This is a genomic window from Rubritalea profundi, from assembly GCF_002954445.1.
Classification (GTDB): Bacteria; Verrucomicrobiota; Verrucomicrobiia; order Verrucomicrobiales; family Akkermansiaceae; genus Rubritalea; species Rubritalea profundi.
In genome coordinates this window covers 1,052,615-1,071,500 of record NZ_MQWA01000001.1, presented here as the reverse complement: position 1 = coordinate 1,071,500, position 18,886 = coordinate 1,052,615, and the positions used below count along the sequence as shown (strand labels likewise).

The 18,886-nt window shown below is 47.3% G+C and carries 13 protein-coding genes; 6 read left to right on the top strand and 7 right to left on the bottom strand.

The annotated features are described in order from the left end of the window. Window positions 1–497: 497 nt before the first annotated feature. The 5 genes from BSZ32_RS04640 to BSZ32_RS04615 all read left to right on the top strand — a co-directional run bounded on the left by BSZ32_RS04640 (window position 498) and on the right by BSZ32_RS04615 (window position 7,360). Window positions 498–1,892 carry a hypothetical protein gene (locus BSZ32_RS04640; protein WP_129589592.1) on the top strand — a complete coding sequence of 465 codons (1,395 nt, stop codon included), beginning with the start codon at window positions 498–500 and terminating at the stop codon, window positions 1,890–1,892. 8 nt (window positions 1,893–1,900) lie between these two features. Further along, window positions 1,901–2,236: a hypothetical protein gene (locus BSZ32_RS04635; RefSeq protein WP_105042348.1), complete on the top strand. Its 336-nt coding sequence runs from the start codon at window positions 1,901–1,903 to the stop codon at window positions 2,234–2,236. Window positions 2,237–2,575: 339 nt separating this feature from the next. Next, window positions 2,576–4,423, top strand: coding sequence for a DNA topoisomerase IV subunit B (locus tag BSZ32_RS04625; RefSeq protein ID WP_105042346.1), 1,848 nt, complete (start codon window positions 2,576–2,578; stop codon window positions 4,421–4,423). Window positions 4,424–4,513: 90 nt separating this feature from the next. After that, window positions 4,514–5,095 carry a thioredoxin family protein gene (locus BSZ32_RS04620; RefSeq protein ID WP_105042345.1) on the top strand — a complete coding sequence of 194 codons (582 nt, stop codon included), beginning with the start codon at window positions 4,514–4,516 and terminating at the stop codon, window positions 5,093–5,095. 90 nt (window positions 5,096–5,185) lie between these two features. Further along, the gene (locus tag BSZ32_RS04615) at window positions 5,186–7,360 is read left to right on the top strand and encodes a sodium:solute symporter family protein (protein WP_105042344.1); all 2,175 of its coding nucleotides are present in this window, start codon (window positions 5,186–5,188) and stop codon (window positions 7,358–7,360) included. A 76-nt stretch (window positions 7,361–7,436) separates the two neighbouring features. On the opposite strand, the gene BSZ32_RS04610 is transcribed toward BSZ32_RS04615, so the two are convergent. Beyond that, a complete protein-coding gene (locus BSZ32_RS04610) occupies window positions 7,437–8,573 on the bottom strand; it encodes a M20 family metallopeptidase (RefSeq protein WP_105042343.1) in 1,137 nt (378 codons plus the stop codon). A gap of 117 nt (window positions 8,574–8,690) precedes the next feature. On the opposite strand from BSZ32_RS04610, the gene BSZ32_RS04605 reads away from it, so the two are divergent. Continuing rightward, on the top strand, window positions 8,691–10,226 hold the full coding sequence (locus BSZ32_RS04605) for a glycoside hydrolase family 75 protein (RefSeq protein ID WP_105042342.1): 1,536 nt from the start codon (window positions 8,691–8,693) through the stop codon (window positions 10,224–10,226). Between the two features lie 9 nt (window positions 10,227–10,235). Here the strand turns inward: BSZ32_RS04605 and BSZ32_RS04600 are convergent, their stop codons facing one another. Genes BSZ32_RS04600 through BSZ32_RS04575 form a run of 6 tightly spaced genes read right to left on the bottom strand, consistent with a single transcriptional unit; the run spans window position 10,236 to window position 18,739 of the window. Next, window positions 10,236–11,624, bottom strand: coding sequence for a hypothetical protein (locus BSZ32_RS04600; protein WP_105042341.1), 1,389 nt, complete (start codon window positions 11,622–11,624; stop codon window positions 10,236–10,238). Further along, window positions 11,617–12,987 carry a hypothetical protein gene (locus BSZ32_RS04595; RefSeq protein ID WP_165788645.1) on the bottom strand — a complete coding sequence of 457 codons (1,371 nt, stop codon included), beginning with the start codon at window positions 12,985–12,987 and terminating at the stop codon, window positions 11,617–11,619. The genes BSZ32_RS04600 and BSZ32_RS04595 overlap by 8 nt, the downstream gene beginning before the upstream one ends. After that, window positions 12,938–14,407: a hypothetical protein gene (locus tag BSZ32_RS04590; RefSeq protein WP_105042339.1), complete on the bottom strand. Its 1,470-nt coding sequence runs from the start codon at window positions 14,405–14,407 to the stop codon at window positions 12,938–12,940. The genes BSZ32_RS04595 and BSZ32_RS04590 overlap by 50 nt, the downstream gene beginning before the upstream one ends. Continuing rightward, complete coding sequence (locus BSZ32_RS04585; RefSeq protein WP_105042338.1) at window positions 14,404–15,393, bottom strand: prenyltransferase/squalene oxidase repeat-containing protein; 990 nt, start codon at window positions 15,391–15,393, stop codon at window positions 14,404–14,406. The genes BSZ32_RS04590 and BSZ32_RS04585 overlap by 4 nt, the downstream gene beginning before the upstream one ends. Next, window positions 15,393–16,058 carry a hypothetical protein gene (locus BSZ32_RS04580; protein ID WP_105042337.1) on the bottom strand — a complete coding sequence of 222 codons (666 nt, stop codon included), beginning with the start codon at window positions 16,056–16,058 and terminating at the stop codon, window positions 15,393–15,395. The genes BSZ32_RS04585 and BSZ32_RS04580 overlap by 1 nt, the downstream gene beginning before the upstream one ends. Next, window positions 16,055–18,739, bottom strand: a complete 2,685-nt coding sequence (locus BSZ32_RS04575; protein ID WP_105042336.1) for a hypothetical protein — start codon at window positions 18,737–18,739, stop codon at window positions 16,055–16,057. Before BSZ32_RS04575 ends, BSZ32_RS04580 begins: the two co-directional genes overlap by 4 nt. Window positions 18,740–18,886 lie beyond the last annotated feature (147 nt).

Here is an 18,886-nt window from a genome sequence, read left to right as displayed (position 1 = left end):
CATAGAACTGGCCATCATGCGAACCAGCCATCCAACAAACAACAGCAAATCCATGACCCCGCCGCACAGCGGCTCTGTTCAACAAGACGCTGCAACATCACGGTCAGTGTGCTGCAGGTCACTTTAAAGACTCGACCAACCGCTCAACATACTTGGAGCCAATATAGGGGCTCTTTTTGCTTAGGATGGATTGAGGTGATTTCATCTGTATACCCACTTTGTTGGATACGGTAGAGGGCGTTGATGGCTGGGATTTGGACTCCTGGGTGAGGGGCTGGGTGCTTTCCTTATAAATCAGCGTTTCTCCTCAGTCTCGATGGGCCCCTCCTGCGCGAGAGGCTGTGGTGGGCAAGCGGCATCGCTCCTTCGGCGCGCTTGATTTCTAAAGAAACCACACCAGCATCAGTCTCTTTTTAAACTCTAAGTGGTAATGGAGAGAATTCGGTCAAAAGATGGGGTTGTTTTCTGAAAAAAATCTGCCAGCATTGTCGCGTCAGATGAACGAGAAACCTGAAGAAAATAAAGCATTGGACCTGAGCGCATTGGATTTTGGTCCGTCCTGGGCACGCCAGGGAGAGAGTAAACCACGCAAAAAATATGCGGATAGCGGTGAACGTGATGGGCGCCGTAGCGAGGGTAATATGGGGAAGCGCCGTGAAGGTGGTCGCCCTCAGCGTGGTGAACGAGATGATCGTAAACCTTTTAGAGGACGTGATGGTGGAGAGCTCCGCCGGCCTCAACGGCCTCAACGGCCACAGCCAGTGGAAGCAACAGCAGCTGTTGCTGCTGACATTATGCCGATCGAAGAAGGTATTGATAACCTTTCCAAGGAAATCATCGCAGCAGGCCGCACCTATTCTGTGTTCGAGCTAGCGCGGATGATTTTGGCCTCACGCGACCGTTACAAGGTGATTTTCCGCAAGGAGGAGACTGGCCCAGAATTGCTCCAGTCAAAGCTCGATGGAGCAGTCTTTTTGACCAAGGCCGAGTGTCTAACTTATTTCCGTACAGCGGAATGCCTTAAGGAACTCTATACTGCTGAAGAAGTAGAAGTAGAGGCACCTAAAGGAAGTTTTCAGTCCATCGCGAAATGCGGATTTAGCGGGGCGCTTTTTGGCCCGTCTAATTACCACGCATACAATCAGAATATCATCGACCTACATCAGGCCGAGTTCTCAAACATGGCTCTGGATCGCTACAAGTCACGGGTAGTGACCGAGAGTGGTGAAGAAGCCGTGAATGCGTGGTTGGAGACAATGAAAAAGAAAACTCAGTACCGCTTAGTCAGTGACACTGAAATTATTTTTGAGGATGAGAAAGCAATGCTCGCGCATTTTGAGGCTAAGTTGTTTGAGGATACATTCCGAGCAACGCACCGCGCAGATGTCGACTCCCAGATCCTAGGTAAGCTTCTTTCCCCAGGTCTCTTGACTTTATTGAAGGAGACGATCGCTGACCAGCGTCGTTATCCGGGCAAACTGGCTCCATTCCTTTGCCGCCAGCTTTCTGGTCGTCATTTGGCTGTGTTTAAGTGGCAAGGTAAACTCCATTGTGGACCATCCAGACCACATGCTATCGGTGTTGATGTGCAGTTGGCTGAACGTCCAGCCATTATGTTGGCATGGATTTTAGGCAATCCAGGCGGAGGCATTGATGCTCTCTGGAAAACAGTTCTACCTGAAGAGGTGACTGACGAAGTGAAGAAAGCATGGTTCCACGATCTCCACTGGATGATCAATGAGGGCTTTGTTATTCTAGTTAGCGACGGACACATCTTTAGCTCTGATCATTCTTCGGCGCCGGCCAAAAAGGCAGCAACACCTAAGAAGAAGAAGAAAGCTGCTGAGCCGGTTTCTAAAAAAACGCCGGAGAAAGACGGAAAGTCTGAGTAACCCACGCTATGGGGCATGCTTATCTTTATTTCCTAGGCTTGTTGTTAGTAGGTTTGGTGGCGGCGTCTAAATTTGCCAGCCTCGCTACTAGCAAAGGATACCAAGGAGGTAAGGCCAAGCGCTACCCCTTGCTTTTGATGATTGCGGCGATGGGTGCCGCTGTCGTACTGCTATTGGGTGCCATTGTGATAGGTATAGCCATGCCTCACTGGCAAGGCGCAGTAAGTTCAGTTTTTCTTGTAGGAAATTGGTTCATCATTGCCCTGAACCTGCTGGTGCTAAAGCTAGCCTATAAGAATATGAAGGTAGCTCCTGATTGTAGCGGCGGTTCAAGTGAGAGGTGAGAGAAGCTCTCACTAATAAAAACCATTGGTGCAGAGAAACTAGTCGATGGAGAGAGGACTGTACTGCAACTCGTAACCCCAAAGCAGCTAAGAATTTAGCTTTCTTTCGAGGGGCGTTACTAGCAGTCATACCATTCCACGAGTACGACTCACTCAACGGAGCAATGGATCACTACGCGAATCATCCATGGCAAACCATTAAACTCATCAAAAAATTGATCATCGGCGCCCCCTAGCCAGCCAATCGCCCTGCGATGAATGCAGGATGCCTCTAATTGATGTTGCGTTGAGCTGATATTTTAGGCAACTTAATCATGAGGAGCATCCAAGAACCCATTCATGGCTAGTTATACAGAAGACGACATCAAGAGTTTAGACTGGAAAGAGCACATACGCCTCCGCCCAGGAATGTACATAGGTAAACTAGCCGACGGATCGAGTCCGGAGGATGGAATTTATATTCTCCTGAAAGAGGTGATGGATAACTCTATCGATGAATTTATCATGGGCCATGGATCAGAAATCCATGTGACAATCGATGAAGAAAGTCGTGTTGAAGTGCGTGACTTCGGTCGTGGTATTCCACTGGGAAAGTTGATGGACTGTGCCGCCAAGATTAACACCGGAGCAAAGTACGACTCAGAGGCGTTCAAGAAATCTGTTGGACTCAATGGTGTGGGTATAAAGGCGGTGAATGCTCTGTCCTCTTTTTTCGAAATCCAAGCATGGCGTGAGGGCGAGACCAAGGCTATTGAGTTCAGCCAAGGTGAAGTGGTTCAAGACATGAAGCGTTCGAGGAAAGACGAGGCACCTAACGGAACTCGTATTTGCTTTGATGTTGACCGCGAAATTTTCCCGAAGAAGACGAAGTACCGCGAGCAATATGTGGAAAAAATGTGCCGCTACTACGCGTATCTTAATCCAGGGCTTTGTGTGGTTTACAATGGTAAGAAGTTCAAATCTAAGTATGGCATCCTTGACTTGCTTCGTGAGGAAATGGATGAGGAAGCGATCTATGAGCCAATTATGCTCAGTGGTCCAGATCTCGACATTTGCTTCAGTCACACAGCGAGTAGCTCAGAAGACTATTATACATTTGTAAATGGCCAGCACACCACGCAGGGGGGAACGCATCTAACTGCCTTTCGTGAAGCAGTGGTGAAGGTCCTTCGTGATTTCTTTAAGAAGCAATATGATCCATCGGACATTCGGTCGGGTATCGAAGCCGTGGTTTCTATCCGTGTCGAAGAGCCAGTTTTCGAATCACAAACAAAGACAAAGTTAGGCTCCACCACGGTATCTCCAGATGGTGAGACGGTGCGCACCTTTATGCTCAATTTCCTTAAGGAGCATCTAGACAACCATTTACACAAGCATTCAGCAGTGGCTGAGGCCTTGCAAAAACGCATTCTTGTTTCCGAGCGAGAGCGCAAAGAACTCTCAGGTATCAAAAAGCTGGCTCGTGAGCGCGCTCGCAAAGCAAAGGTACACAACAAGAAGCTTCGCGATTGCCGTGCGCATTTGGACTCAAAGCATAAGCGACGTGAAGAAACCATGGTATTCCTGACGGAGGGTGATTCCGCATCGGGCTCTATCACCAAGTGCCGAGACGTTGAGACCCAGGCCGTGTTCTCACTGCGAGGCAAGCCGCTCAACTGTTTTGGTCTGACCAAAAAGATCGTCTACGAAAATGAGGAATTCAACCTCCTACAACACGCTCTAAACATCGAGGATGGACTCGAGGGTCTGCGCTACAACAAGGTCGTGATCGCTACTGATGCCGATGTGGACGGCATGCACATCCGCCTTTTGTTACTCACGTTCTTCCTGCAGTTCTTCTCAGAGCTAGTCCGTGAAGGTCATGTCCATATCCTTCAAACTCCACTTTTCCGTGTACGTAACAAGAAGCACACATTTTATTGTTACGATGATGATGAAAGAGCTGCTGCGATGAAAAAATGCGGTAAAGCTGCCGAGATTACCCGATTCAAAGGACTTGGTGAGATCTCACCAGACGAATTCGCCTTCATGATTGGTGGCGACATACGTCTAGATCCCGTGAACATGGAAGAAGGCAAGAGCCTCAAAGAGATGCTCACATTCTACATGGGGAAAAACACTCCTGATAGACAGCTCTACATCATCGACAACCTCCGTGAGGAAGTTGTCCGTGAGGATATTGAGTAGGGGGAGTTAGTGTTATAAGCTTTTAAAAGTCTCGCCAGCTGGTGAGGCTTTTTTCTTGCCTTGGGGTCAAGTTTGCTAGATCTCTAGAGTATGGCGGAGGTACCATCTACATTTACAATGACGGCAGGAGAGAAGGCTCCTGAGTTCACACTCCCTGCGGGGAATGGCATTGAGTTTTCACTTTCTGAGAATTTAGGAAAGAAAGGCACACTGGTGATGTTTGTCTGTAACCATTGCCCCTTTGTTGTGCATCTGGCTAGGCAGGTCGGAGCAATGGCGACAGAGATGCAGGGCTGGGGCGTCAATACCATCGCGGTTAGCTCGAATGATGTGGAGAACTATCCACAGGATGGGCCGGCGAAAATGCTCGAATTTGCCAATGAATTTGGTTGGAAATTTCCTTATCTTTACGACGAGAGCCAGGAGGTGGCGAAGAGCTACCACGCAGCATGTACGCCAGATTTTTTCTTGCTAGATTCTGACGGATGCCTCTTTTACGCAGGACAATACGATGATTCACGCCCAGGAAATAATGAGTTGATAGATGGTCGTGACTTAAAGTTAGCCATTCGCCAGTTGATCGAGGCCGGAACTCCCATTCTGGATACCAAGCCCGCAACGGGTTGCAATATTAAGTGGAAGCCCGGCAACCAGCCTGACTACTTTGGTTAGTCAATAAACGATACGACCTCGGTTATATTAATTTGGGTTGTAGGCTGGCTAGGCGTTCTCTAGTTTGCCAGCTCACACACTATATTACACATGAATCTATTAGCGGCAGTAGATATGGGAGCACTAGATTGGGGCATTATCGTCGCCTTCTTCGTGTTGTCTCTCGGTATTGGCCTATGGGCTTCCCGTTCGGCGGGTAAAGATTCAAAGGAGTTTTTCCTTGGTGGACGGAGCATGCCTTGGTGGCTTCTGGGTGTTTCAATGGTGGCTACTACCTTCTCGACTGACACACCTAACCTTGTTGCTGGCCTTGTCCGTGAAAAGGGTGTCGCAGGTAACTGGGGATGGTGGGGGTTCCTACTCTCAGGAATGCTCACAGTTTTCGTATTCGCGAAGCTCTGGCGTCGTTCAGAGGTTATGACTGACGTTGAGTTCTACGAACTCCGTTTCAGTGGTAAGAGCGCTGCATTCCTTCGTGGATTCCGTTCGCTCTACCTTGGCCTGGTATTCAACGTACTCATCATGGGGGCTGTGAGTCTGGCTGTGGTTAAGTTCGGTGAGATTGTTCTCGGCGTTCCAGGGTGGCAGACACTTCTTGTAGCTGGCCTTGTAACACTTGCTTACTCTTCACTCGGTGGTCTTAAAGGTGTTATCTGGACTGACTTCGTGCAGTTCATTTTAGCCATGATTGGTTCCGTATGGGCTGTTATATTCGTGCTCGATCTCGAGGCTGTTGGTGGAGTTCAGACAATTCTTGATTCAGCTCTTGTTGGCGATAAAACAAATATGTTCCCTGACTTTACTGATGCTAGCAGCTGGATTCCTATTATCCTGGTTCCTTTGGCTATCACATGGTGGGCAACTTACTACCCAGGTGCTGAGCCTGGTGGTGGCGGTTACATCGTGCAACGTATGCTTTCAGCTAAAGACGAAAAGAACGCTATTGGCGCAACTCTCTTCTTCAATATTGCTCACTACGCACTACGTCCTTGGCCATGGATTTTGATCGCCTTGGCTTCTATTATTCTTGTGCCGATGAAGATCAACCAAGATTATTCAGATGGTCACCTCAAGCCGCACCCGAAGACTGTGGAGCGCGTTGAGAAGGCAATGGGGGAGAACCCTGAAGCCTATGCTTCAATGCAAAAGTCTCTTGAGCTAAAGCAAAAGGCACTTGTTGCAGATGCCGCTAAGCCGGAGAACTCAAGCGAAAAAGCTCAAACAGCTTTCAACGCAAGGATCGAAGACGCTGACCGTCTCGCTACTTTGGTTATTGGGAATAAAGATTCCATAGAGCTCAAGACATTGGCATTCCTATGGCACAAAGCGTCATGGGATGATGACAAAAAGGCATATAAGGCAGAAAAACTGCAAGCAGACCCAATCGCAAAAGAAGCGTTGGTTCACATGTATTTGGCCAACGATGTTTCCCTTGATAAGCTAGGGCAAGACTTGGGCTACCCAACAATGCTCACACTTCTGCCTACAGGCTTGATTGGTCTTGTTTCAGCTTCATTGATTGCTGCATTCATGTCCACAATGTCCACTCAAGTGAACTTGGGTGCGTCTTACCTGGTGAATGACTTCTATGCGCGTTTCTTGAATACAAAGGCATCACCTCATCAGTTGGTGAATATCGGACGTATTGCTACAGTGGTAATGCTCATCATGGGGTCTATTCTAGGACTCATTTTGAAAGATGCTTCTCAGGCCTTCAAACTTCTCCTTCTGATTGGTGCGGGCACAGGTCCAGTTTACATCCTTAGATGGTTCTGGTGGCGTGTTAGCGCAATCTCTGAAATAGCAGCAATGTTTGGAGCTCTTATCGTTTCAGGTTTCATTACTTTCTTCCTCCCAGAAATTATTGGTGAACCAACCGTGAAAGAATTTGAGTGGCAAATCATGCTCATTGGCGCTCTTTCAACGACCGCTATTTGGATTCTTGTGACCTTGGTTACATCTCCTACGAGTAAGGAAACTCTAATCGACTTCTACGCTAAGGTTCAGCCTGGTGGTCCAGGTTGGAAGGAAATCCATAAATTGGCTCTTGAAGACAAGCGTGACCTTAGCCTCTTGAAAGATGGCTGGGATGTACCCACTGGAATTCTCTGTACACTATTCTCTTCTGTTGCAGTCTACACAGCACTTTTTGCAACTGGATATGTTATCTACGGTGAAACGAAGTTAGCTCTGATTAATATCGTAATTAGTGCGGTTAGTTTTGTTCTAGTTGGCGTTCTCTGGAAAAAGATGAAGACGGCATAAGTCTAATAATTTAAACCAAAAGCCCCGAGCTGCTAGATGCTGCTTGGGGCTTTTTTGTCCTAAAGAAGGGGGGGAGTTAAAGTGGTTGCTCGGCGAAGGATTTGATGAAGTTTGAGAAGTAGATATGCCCAGCTTCTAGGTCGGATATCTTGATGAACTCGTCTTTTGTGTGAGCTTGGTTGATCGAACCCGGGCCTAGGCAGATGGATGGGACTCCAGCGTGTGAGAGGTGGGCCGCGTCTGAGAACCACGGAGCACCGACGAGTTGACTTTGAGGATTCGCTTTGAGCAATTGCTGGATGATCGGGTCGCTGGTGGGAGTTTCCATCGGTGGGTTCTCGTGAGCGTTGACGACCTCTAGTGGTAATTCTTGCTCCTTTATGAAATCGAGTACTAGCGCGTGTGCTCCGCCTGCTGCGTCTAGCGAGGGGGTGGTGCGAATATCAATTTCAGCTTCGGCGTGATCAGGAACGATGTTAGGGCGAGTACCGCCTTTGATGGTGCCGATGTTAAATGATGAATGGCCGAGGACTGGGTGGGTGAATGTGGCAAGCTTACTTGCGAGTTTTTTGTTCATGTGGTCGAGCGATCGAGCGAGTGTCATGATGGCATTGGAGCCGCGCTCGGGTTGAGAGGCATGAGCCGCAGTACCCTTCGCTACGACAGTGAGCCAGAGTGAACCTTTGGTCGTATAAACGATATCTAAAGACGTTGGTTCGCCGGCAATCCCAAAGATGTATTCCTCTGCGTGCCACTCGGCAAAGTGCTTGGAACCATGTTGGGTGGATTCTTCGCCCATGAAAGCAATGAAGTCGATGGCAATAGGGAGCTCAGCTAGCAATACTTTATTTTCAATGAGAGCAGTAAGCATGGCGGCCATCGGGCCTTTGGTGTCAGATGCTCCTCGGCCAAGAATGTGTCCGTCTTTGATGTCTCCACAGAAGGGATCAAACTCCATGCCGGACACTCCGACCGTATCGGTGTGTGGGCCTAGGAATATGCGTGGGCGGTTAGCTGGTCCTGGGCATCTGGCAATGACATTAGGGCGGCCAGGTAAGACCTCTTCTAATGTTACATCAAAACCGTGGGGGACGAGCAAGTCACTCAAGTATTCAGCAATAGAATCCTCACCGACTTTGTCCGTTCCTGGGTCATTATCTGGATTGACACTGGGGATGCGTATCAGGTTTTGTAACAATTCTACGGTAGTCATTCTGCTATACTAATAACGACTTTTGAACTGCCTGCAAAGATTCGACTCAGAAATTCTGAACATTACTGGAGCTTTTGAGTTTACCAATCATGACCGTCTGCCAATTTAGAATCCGATATGACCTCAAAGCACTCCAAAGAAGCTCTCCTTTCAAAAAATGGCAAATCCTCAAACGGTCTACCTTGGTTGAGATGCTCATTTTTTCTGATCGTTCTATTTGCTGTAGTCGTCCCATTTACAAGTATTCCAAGAACGCTCAAAGATTATGCTAAGGAGTTGATTCTGGCACAACGTGAAGTGAACAGAATATCCTACGTGCCGAATGAGTCGATGCAGGAAGAGAATATCCATGTCGAGGTTGAGATAGCTCCCGAGGTGATTCCAGAACCTGAGCTGAAGCCTGAGCCAGAATTGGTTAAAGACCCAATACTTGTTGCGAAAGTCTATCAACCGAAAGAGCATTTTGTGGGAACAAAGGGAGATATGGTTCGGATGTCAAAGGGCTTCCATTTTGATTATGCATTTGAAACGAGCAAAGGAGACTTGGCTTCGGTTGAGCGGAACAATAAGAAAAGTTATGTTGCTGAATATCGGCTTAAGGTGCCGCTGCCAAAGGCGTCTACAAGCATCAAGGACTTGAGCAGCGTGAACTCACATTTGCCTAAGTTGTTGCCAGGTTTAGAAGTGATGTTAGAGGGGTCAGTGGTTTCAGGTTTCTATTACACGCTTTATAAAAATAAGGTGAAGCGGCTAGAGCGTGAGGTGCTCAAGCTCAATGAACTTTCGACTAAGCATAACTTTTATGACTGTGAGACGATACTGAATCTAAAGTCACCAACGACGGGCCGGAAAGTCCTTTTACTACAGGGGGATATGGATGTGGTTTCTGATGGTTCAGACGGAGATCGATTGGCCAAGATGCCCGATAAAATAGTGAATTCGACCTACTACCAACCGTTCACTAGCTATGGCTGGAAAAAGACAGGTAAGACGGCCAATCCGATGTTAACAGGCTGGATGAAAAGAATTGGTAATGCCAAGCGTGAGATGGCGGACAAGAAAACAAGTGCTGACCGCAAGTCCTGGCTAAAGGCTCGGATCAAGATGTTAGATCGTGGAGTGGCTGACATGAAGGCTCGCAGCTTTTTGATAGCTGAATACGATCCCTTCATTGTGATGCCAGTCAATATGATCACTAATAGAAGCGATAAATTTGCAGCAAGAGTGGGCGACTATGCTGTCGTTATATTTGGCGATAAGATTTATCCGGCAATTGTAGGCGACGGTGGACCTTCATTCAAAGTGGGAGAGGGATCTCTGCGCTTGGCCAAAGAAATTAATTCTAAAGCGAGTAGCTATAGTCGACCCGTCTCAGATGTGACGGTGACCTATTTGGTGTTTAGTAATTCTAGAGATATCCCGGCATCGGCTCCAGATTATATGAAGTGGCATCAGCGTTGTTCAGAGCTGTTAGGTGAAATGGGGGGACTCGGTGAGGGTGTTGAACTTCAGCAATGGGATGATTTACTTGCGCCCAAAGAACTCAAAGGGCTAAAGGAAGCTGGAGCTCTAGGGGGAGAGTCTGAGGAGGAATTAGATAGTGGTGCTGGGGCTGATGTAGAGGCACCTGTGGATGAGGGTAATGATTGGTAAAAAACGTCTTTACCAAGCCTGATCCTTTCGGATTTTATTGTAGCTACGTTTATAGATTGAAAACTCAATTTTTTCAAAGGCGTCAATTCTAAATTTATGATTACCAATGGCTTCGTGTTTGCAGTGAACAAATTCTTTATCGATTGAACTGACATTTAGAATAATCCACCCGCCGCCTTTGAAGTGTGCTTTCACATCATTGGGCTCCATCTTAGGCTGATTTTTTTCAGTGGAGGGGAGCTTGAGGTCTCTGATACCAAAGAGCGGTAATTTGAGGTCAGCGTGTTCGGTCTTTATATCGAGCATGCCATTCTTTATTAGGCCTATTTTGCCAACGACAGCATCACCATTTGCAAGGAGAATCCTTTGGCCATCTCCTTTGAGCTGATTCAGCGCCTTTTCATCCTCCGGTGTAGGTATTGTGCCGTTCCACTTTTCTAGGCTCATGTTACTAATGCGCATCACTTTTTCGTTCTCATTGCGCAAGTAGATAGATGAACCTAACAGCTTTGGGGTGGCGGCATTATCGGTAAAGGTTTGCACTTTATTTCCATTGATGAAAACGTGGAAAACGCCCTTATTCTTATCCATGTATATAGCGTATTCAGCCGATTTTTTAGCGTGAGAATAGCTGGTGTTAGACATTCTGTTTATTTGTGGAGGGCGTTCATTTTTGATCACTTTTTTCATTCGCAGGTAGTTTGACTGCATTCTGAGTTCATAGAAATTTTCTACCTTACCAACCTCAGGAGAGTCGGCGAAGAGGTTGAGTGTGAGGGCTATCGTGTTTTTCCATTGGAGTTTAAATTTTAGGACGGATTGATCCAGCAGGCCAATGTCTTTGGAAATAACGCCGCGAGACTTTCCTGAAACCAATGCGTTATCCTTAAATTTCCAGGACCTAGCGGAATTCCCCTCATGCCATTCCTCCAGAGAATTGGGGCCTTGGTACAGGCCTGATTGATTTGATTTAATTTTGATGGAGTGAATTAAGTTGCGCTGAATTTTGAGTTCTCCGGCATACCATGTGGAAAGAAGGACATGGTCATCAGCAATTTGTATGAGTTGACCGCGGAGGGTGTCCCTCTGCTCTTCTTGTCGATAACGGCTCTCTAGTTGCAACACGGCTACGTGATCTGCCTGAGCAAAGTTGATACCAATACTGGGCTGAGTCTGGTCGAGCTCAAGGTCGAGTATTGCCGATTTATTGAAAAAGACATTTTTGGGGAATAATGTGCTTTTGAAATCAAGTAGATTGGCTTCCATATTGACGATAGTACCAGACACTTTGTCGCCATTGGTAAAGTTGACTCTGGAGAGCTTGTTCGGTGGCTCGGCTACGAGAGTAGGAGCTAAAGCGGCGAGTGTAATGAGTGATAGAAGTATGTAGTTACTCATCTGTATTTGAGGTTGCGGTGATTTTTTGAAGGGATCTAGGTTTGAGAGTGATTTCCCCTAGGATTGGGTGAGTGGCCAAGATCTGAGTTTTTGACAGCAAGATCGAGTCGACCGAAAGGGAGCCGCCACCTTGAAGGCTAAGAATATATTTCCTTGCTGGATCCTTCATAGTCTCGGACTCTGTGTTTGAGAAGTAGAGTGATTTTATCTGATCGAGGGGGACAAGCAAAGGCTCTACGGAGTATTCCACCTCAAATGTTAACTCTTTTTGCTCTCTAGAGAGTTGCTGGATTTCCCCTGTCAATTTATCCCCCTCTGTGTCGAATAGTGTGTCGCGATCAAGGTCTAATTCTGAAAGGTCATTTCCATATGAAAGATGACTACCTCTCCATTGGCTTATACTTATATTTGACACTGTTAGTGAATCAGAATTCTGTTGGAGGTTTGATACAAAGTTGATGAATTTTCCAGAGGGAGCACGAAAGGAAGTATCATCAAAAAGCCCATAATTTTCTCCGTTTATGGTTACCAAAATCGTCTTAGTTTTGCGGTCGAGATGAATTTCGATGTCGAGGGAGTTCGTTGGGAATTCTCTTAATCGTACCGGGATTTCTCCAATTTGCGCTCTAGCTTGAAACTTACTAGAACGAATGACGTGGATGGCATTTGTGGAAATATCGAGGAAATAAGATTCCTTCATATCTTCAGCTTCACTAGAATCGCTACAGAAATAAATCTTAAACTTTGGGCGCGGACTGTTCCAAGTGACAGTAGATCTGAAGATGAAGTTTTGCGATAGATCAAGTTTGCGTGAAATTTCACCTTTTCCTAAGCATCGAAGAGCCTTGGGCTTTAGACTCCAGTTGGTGTTAGTATCCCAGATGTCATCGTCATTTGGGCCACTGTAAATTATAGAGTCAGGTCTGGTGTGAAATTCTATGTTAGATACTGTGGAGGTAGGTATTTTAAAGTCTTCAGCATACCAAGTATTTAAGCTCACTGAGGTTCTATCGAGTGAAAGGAGAGAGCAGGGCAGCAAGTCTCCATTGTTGAGGAGTACCAGTTCGCTGGCGTGTTTTGTAGTCGTTAGCTTATCGGAGAAAACAATATCGAGGACCGAGGAATGAATGATCTCGAGTGTTGCACTAGATACCGGTGAAAGGATTTTTATATTTCCTTTGGTGTCGATGGAAGAAAGCTCGCCAGTGATCTGGTTACCCTTCTTAAGGCTTACAACGGCATGGGCGCATTGAGCTGATGGCGGGCTAAGCATGGAGCCGATGCAGAAAACGCTGAAGAGGAAGAGACGCATATTACTTAAGCTGTGTGTTCCACTGGTCGAGTATGGAACTAGTCGAGTCATAGGTGATGGCTGTGAGGTAACTGAAGTCGAGGTTGAGCTCGGATAGAATAGAGTGTTTGACAATTATTCCATCGGATGAGGTTCCCATTGGCGTGGCTGTTAGCGCACCTCTTTTTCCGAGTTGAAAAATGATTTCTTTACGTGATTGCTCTTGAGTCAGAGCGAGGAGATTTGAAGCGAAAGTGACCGACTGGACTTCGTCACGAGGGATAGTCATGTCGGCATAATTGCCTTTGAGTTGGAGCTCGTTCTCGTTGATAGAAGTGACCATGCCTGAGAAGCGATCTCGGCCATTAGCTAGGAGTACAATATCCAAGTCTTCATCCTGCAGGCTCAGAGCCGAATCCATGATGCCATTCCATGGGGCAATTGTAATATTTGAGATGCGAGAGAGGTAGGTACTTCCTGAGCTAAGGCTGTTAAAGCCAATGCTTTTACCGTGAGGAATGGGGTCAAGATCTCTAAGTGACCATTGATTTATCAGTTGACTGTCACAATAGGCTGCAATGACGAATTTATTGAAATCAGCTCGTAACTCAAATTGGGACGCATCTGAAGTCGTTCGGTTTCTGTAGTTTGACCTTCCACTGATCGGTTTTAGATAGGTGTAGCTAGATTTCCCATCTTCCAAGACGTTGTACATTCCCAGTGAAGTGGATCCAGAACTGATTCGAAGTGTGAAGCATGAGCCGAAGATTGATGTGACTCGCGTCGCTGAATTCGACATACTTTCTTTGGCATCAGGGTCGATAACAGGTTTCTTGAAGTCGGCATTGAAGATGAAAACGACATTTGATCTACTCGAGGATTCCGCTTTGAATTCGATGCGAAATGATTCTGGGAGCTCGACATCTTTAAGGATCAATGCCCCTTTTTGGCCACTGTTGTACCAACTGAAATTCCCAAACTCCCATGGCGAGGATTTAATCTCGGTATTTTTGGCCGAGTTCCCGTCGTCGTTTTCGTCTGTTGTTGGAGAGGTGATTTGCCAAGCATCCTCACTGAATGGTCCTTGGTAGGTGATTTGTTGTCCAAATGGGTTGAGCTGACAACTTTGGATCCATTTTTTAGCGATCTTTTTCTCACCGATGTAATCCGTTTGGATTGTCACAAATTCGGAATCCATAGAAAGGATGGAACACGGAAGAGTATCACCATTGGTGAGTTTGATGAGTGAGGTGTGGGTGAATGGCTTGGCTGGAAGGCCTTTACGAAAAATGATTTTACGTATGTCACTTGTGTCGAAAAGGATCTCTTTGGTACTTTCATTGCTCATCCAACGCAGGTGATTGGTGTCAGAGAAGCCTTGGAAATCCCCATGGAGGGTATCGTTGTTCTTGAAGTTGAGGATATCATCCGCAGCGATAGAACAAAGGCTACTGGAGACGAGGGCGATGATGCTAATGCCGAGGGTTTTCATTTTTCGTAAATGGGAAGGTAGCGATAGTTGAGAGCGAGCGAGAGCAAGGCGCTTGCAGTGCTATAGGCTGGGCCGCGATTTCCTAGCCATGAGCCATTTTGCTGCTGGGTTGCTGATAGAAGGCGAATATTTTGGCTATTCCATAGTTTCCAAGTTTCTTCATCCGCTTGGAACAATGCCTGAGACATGTAGTATTCGAAGTAATAGGTATAATGCGTGTCGCGGTATTCGATGTTTTTAGTGAGATAGCGCAGTGATTTTGCATAGCCTTTCGCATCTTTCATTTTAGCGAGTGAGTAGCAAAGTGAGCCAATCGCTGTGAGTGTGACTTTGGCACCACCGCGTGATGTGTAGCCGTACGCTCCTGTAGTATCACGACAGGATGACATGTACTTTAAGGCGCGCTCGATTGCTGAGTCAGGCACAGGAATGCCTGCGTTTCGTGCGGCTAAAAGAGCGACGATTTGGCAGCCTGATATGGTTGTGTCCGCGTCCTTGCTGTCGGGACTATAACGCCAGCCACCTTTGGGGTTGCGTTTCTGGGCTGAAAGAATGAGTTCTACTGCTTTGTTCAATGCTTTTTCGATCCTTGGGTCCTCCACTGCGCCGTAGGATTCGGCAAGAGCTAGAGTGGCAAACCCATGGTTGTACATGCTGGTGCCGATGTAGCCGTTGTCATCACGCTGAGACTCGATTAGGTAATCGATGGTACGTTGAATGTTTTTAGCATAGGGGCCATGGTTTGGGTCCTCCCCGTGGGCTAGGAAGGCGAGAGTCGCGAGCCCAACCACACCTGGGTAAGTGCCAGAGCTGTCAGGCCAAGAGCCATTGGCTGCTTGGCTGGAGGCCAGGAGCTTGAGACCACGAGTGTACATGGTTTCGACCGTTGCTGGGATAGGGTCTTCTTGCCTGCGGTCAATACTCTGAGCCCACAGCTGAGGAGCTAGAGTCAGGGTCAGAAGGAGACTAATGGATTTGTGGAACATTACTTGGAGGTATTGAGTCCTTTGTTGAAGGCGTCGAGGGCTTTGTTAAATTCACGTGGGAGTTCGGTGCCGGCTGAGCCCGATTTCTTGGGGAGGCGGCGGGACTCAGTTTTCCCATCACTCTTCTCTCGGCTGGTCTCATTGCCTGTACCTGAGTCGGCTTCTTGGCCTTCGCCACCAGTCTTGCCACCAGGTCCTTTGCCTGGTTTATCACCGGGCTTCTTACCTTCAGAGCCTTGACCCATCATTTGTTGCATCATTTCCATGAGGGCGCCACTTTTACCTTCGCCTTCACCAGATTGTTGTTTCTGTTTTGCTGCGGCGCCAATTTTCTCAATAATTTCGGTTTCGATCGCGATGGTGGCACCAGATGTGTCGAGTTCTTCGAGCCTATCTGTTGCCTGAGCCATGAGTTCTTCCGCCTCAGCGAGAAAGTCTATGACCTTGGCATTGGTTTCCCCTTGGATGAGTTCTTGAACGTCGGCCGAGAGCTCGTCCTGTTCACGGGCGACTAGCTTTGACCCTTCAGCATGACTTTTGATGATTTGCTCGGGGGTCTCTGTATTTTTCTTACCGTGTTCGCGGTCATACATACGTTTAAAGTCAGTCTCAGCGTGGATGATTCCACTGAAGAGGGTGGCAAGAATGAGGGTTGTTTTCTTCATTGGATAGGTTGGGGTTTTAACTTTTCTTGTCGAGGAGGTTGGCTCCCGTTCGTATTTCCAGATGACTTCAGGAGACGTCGTTTCTGTTCAAGCGAGCGGTTGTTGGCACGGATGTTTTGCTCTTTTTGGATCAATTCCATGACCTTGAGCATGAATTCGAAGTCTTCGTCTTCTGAGCCACCACCACCACCACCTCCTCCGCCACCGCCTGCGTCATCTTCTTTAGCTGCGGCGTCTTGCAAGGCGCTGGCCCACTTCCGGAGGATTTTTGCCGCAGTTTTGGCGTCCGTCCATGCCGTTATATTATGATTTTGTTCAATATCACGGAGCAATTTTGCCATGTCGGAATCGATGTTCGAATCGCGCATTTTATCGAGTAACCCTTTGTGTTCTGCCTGCTGAGTGCGTGAGAAAAAATGCCCGAGGTCATCCTGGATCCAGCGGATGTCGGAAGCTGTTTGTTCTTGAAGTACGTAGAGCCCTAGCATTATCCGTTGATCAACAGGATCGATAGCCTCAAATTCTTGTGATAGAACAAGTCGGTCGGGGTTGGGATGCTTTGATGCTTCGATCATTGTATTAGCGAGTTCTTCTTCATCTGCAGCGGCCTTGCGTAGGCGATTGATGAATGTGCCAGCTTCGAGCTGTTTATTGGCTTCGTTCGCTTTTTCGATGGTCTCTTCCATCTTCTTGAGTAACTCGTTTTGCTTCTCGACGGCTTCCTTTACATCTTCTTTTGCTTTTTGATCTGTGTTTTCGGGGCTTTGAGCGTCGGTGAGTTTTTTAGCGATGTCGGGCATCGACTTTTCTGCCATTTCCTTCATCTCCATCGCCGACTCAGCGAGCTTCTTCATGGTGCCGGGGTCGATTTCGCCATTTTTGGCAGCATCTTTGAAAATCTCTTCCATTTCTTTGGATAGCTCTTTCATGGTATCGGCATTTTCTTTTTCCTTGTCTGCTTGTTCCGCGAGTTTCTCTTTGTTTTCTTGCTGTTGGAGTTCTTCGCCAGACTTTCTTTCGAGACGTGTATTCTCATCTAGCGTGTCTTGCTCAGCGCGCATGATGTCTTCCAATTTACTGATAGCTGATTGCGTGCGTTGCTCTATCAGTTCTCTATGTTCTTGTTTCGTGAGAACGTAGACGGTGATTGGGGCTGAATAACTGCGAACTCTACCGGGTTTATAATCCTCGGACCAAGCTCGGATGATCAGTTTTTGAGGACGTATATCGTAGGCTTGAAAGGAGAAAATTATAGGTTCAGCGGCATTCCTGAGAGTTGGATTGCCTTGGATCAAATCGAGGTTTCCTTTTGCGGGCGAGTGCGGAGTGGGCTTGGTGAACGAGCCTTGCCAATCAATCCCTGCGCGTTTGATGCCAAAGTCGTCTTCAGTCAGTATTTCAAACTCAATGGCCGAATCCGCTAGAACGTAAATTTCATTGGCAATGTTTTGAATGTAAGCACTAGGAGCGGCATCGACCTGCGCATCAATAGTGAGTTTTGTTGGGGTGAGGTTTTTTAGCTGATAGAGGTCGACCCAATCGAGAGTGAGATGGGTTTGCTCAAGTCCTATAGAGATTGGAGCAGCAGTGAATGTGTTGCTTGCTACGGTGAGATTCAGCCGTTTTTCTGCGGCAGATTCATTTGTAGTATTTGGAACTTTTAGAGTGATAGACGCTGAGCTGAGCTCTCTGTTGCTACGTCCTTTGATTGTGATGGTGTTTCCTTCCACAAGAGTGGCTTGGCCAGAGCTCAAATCGATAACCACATCATCGAGCTGTAGGTATTCAGGGTATTGGAGTAGTGCTGAAATTTCTTCTAGGCTGGGACGCATCACGGGACTGACCTCGATGGTGACATAGGCGTCGCCGACTCGTAGTTCGATCTCCTGGCGCTTTAGTATTTTAGGAAAGTCGAATGTGTAGGTACGACCTTCTAGCGAGCTGAACTCCCACGGTTTGATGCCTTCTCTGGCTTTAGCCATTTGTGGTGTGTTCGAGTCCTCAGTGAGGTCGAGTTCTAGAGTGAATGGCTCGCCGTGAGCCACATAGTACGGTTGAGGTAGCTTGCTGAGGTCGATTTTTGTTTCAGTGTAGCGTTCTATTTCGGCGAGTGGCATGAGCCAGCGCTGGGCGGCATTCCAAGATGCTTTGGGAGTAAGAGTCCAAGCGGTGATGGCAATAGCAACGAGAGCTAGAAGTCCGAGGCTCCATCGTGCGAGCCAAGATGGGGGAAGGGCATTTTGCAGATCGCGGTCTTTCACTTCACCTGCTACTTCATGCATCGCAGCTTCACGTAATCGCGGGGAGAGGGAGGTGTCATGCTCATCTTGGTTTTGCAGCTCAACCACACCGAGGAGTCGGTCTCCAAGACTTGGGTATTGCTTTGCTATGAGATGAGCTATCTGGTTTTCACGGCGGTGTTTGAACACCCAACGGTTGATCCAGATCGGTGCAAATACAGCAAAAAAGGAGACACCTGCGATGAGGATGATGAGCCGCACAAATCCCGGAGTTGGGAACATGCGGTCTAATCCAAAGACCAGGACGTAGGAAAAGAATAAACCAAAAAATCCAGCTAGAATGGCTTCGAGCACTTTGATGCGCCAAACCTTACCGCGGAAATCCTTAAGCTGTTTGCGTAGTGACTCCGGAAGCTGTTTTTGTTGGAGAGTATCTGGCATGGTTCTAGTAAAGCTCTTGCGCTGTGAGTTTTGAGAAATTTTCCAAATGATCTCAAGTCGCACTAGATATACGGGACTCTATAGTCGTTCCTTATCAAAAAAAACCAAGGGAATAGTTTATGAATAGAGGCGAAAAGTTGTCAAATT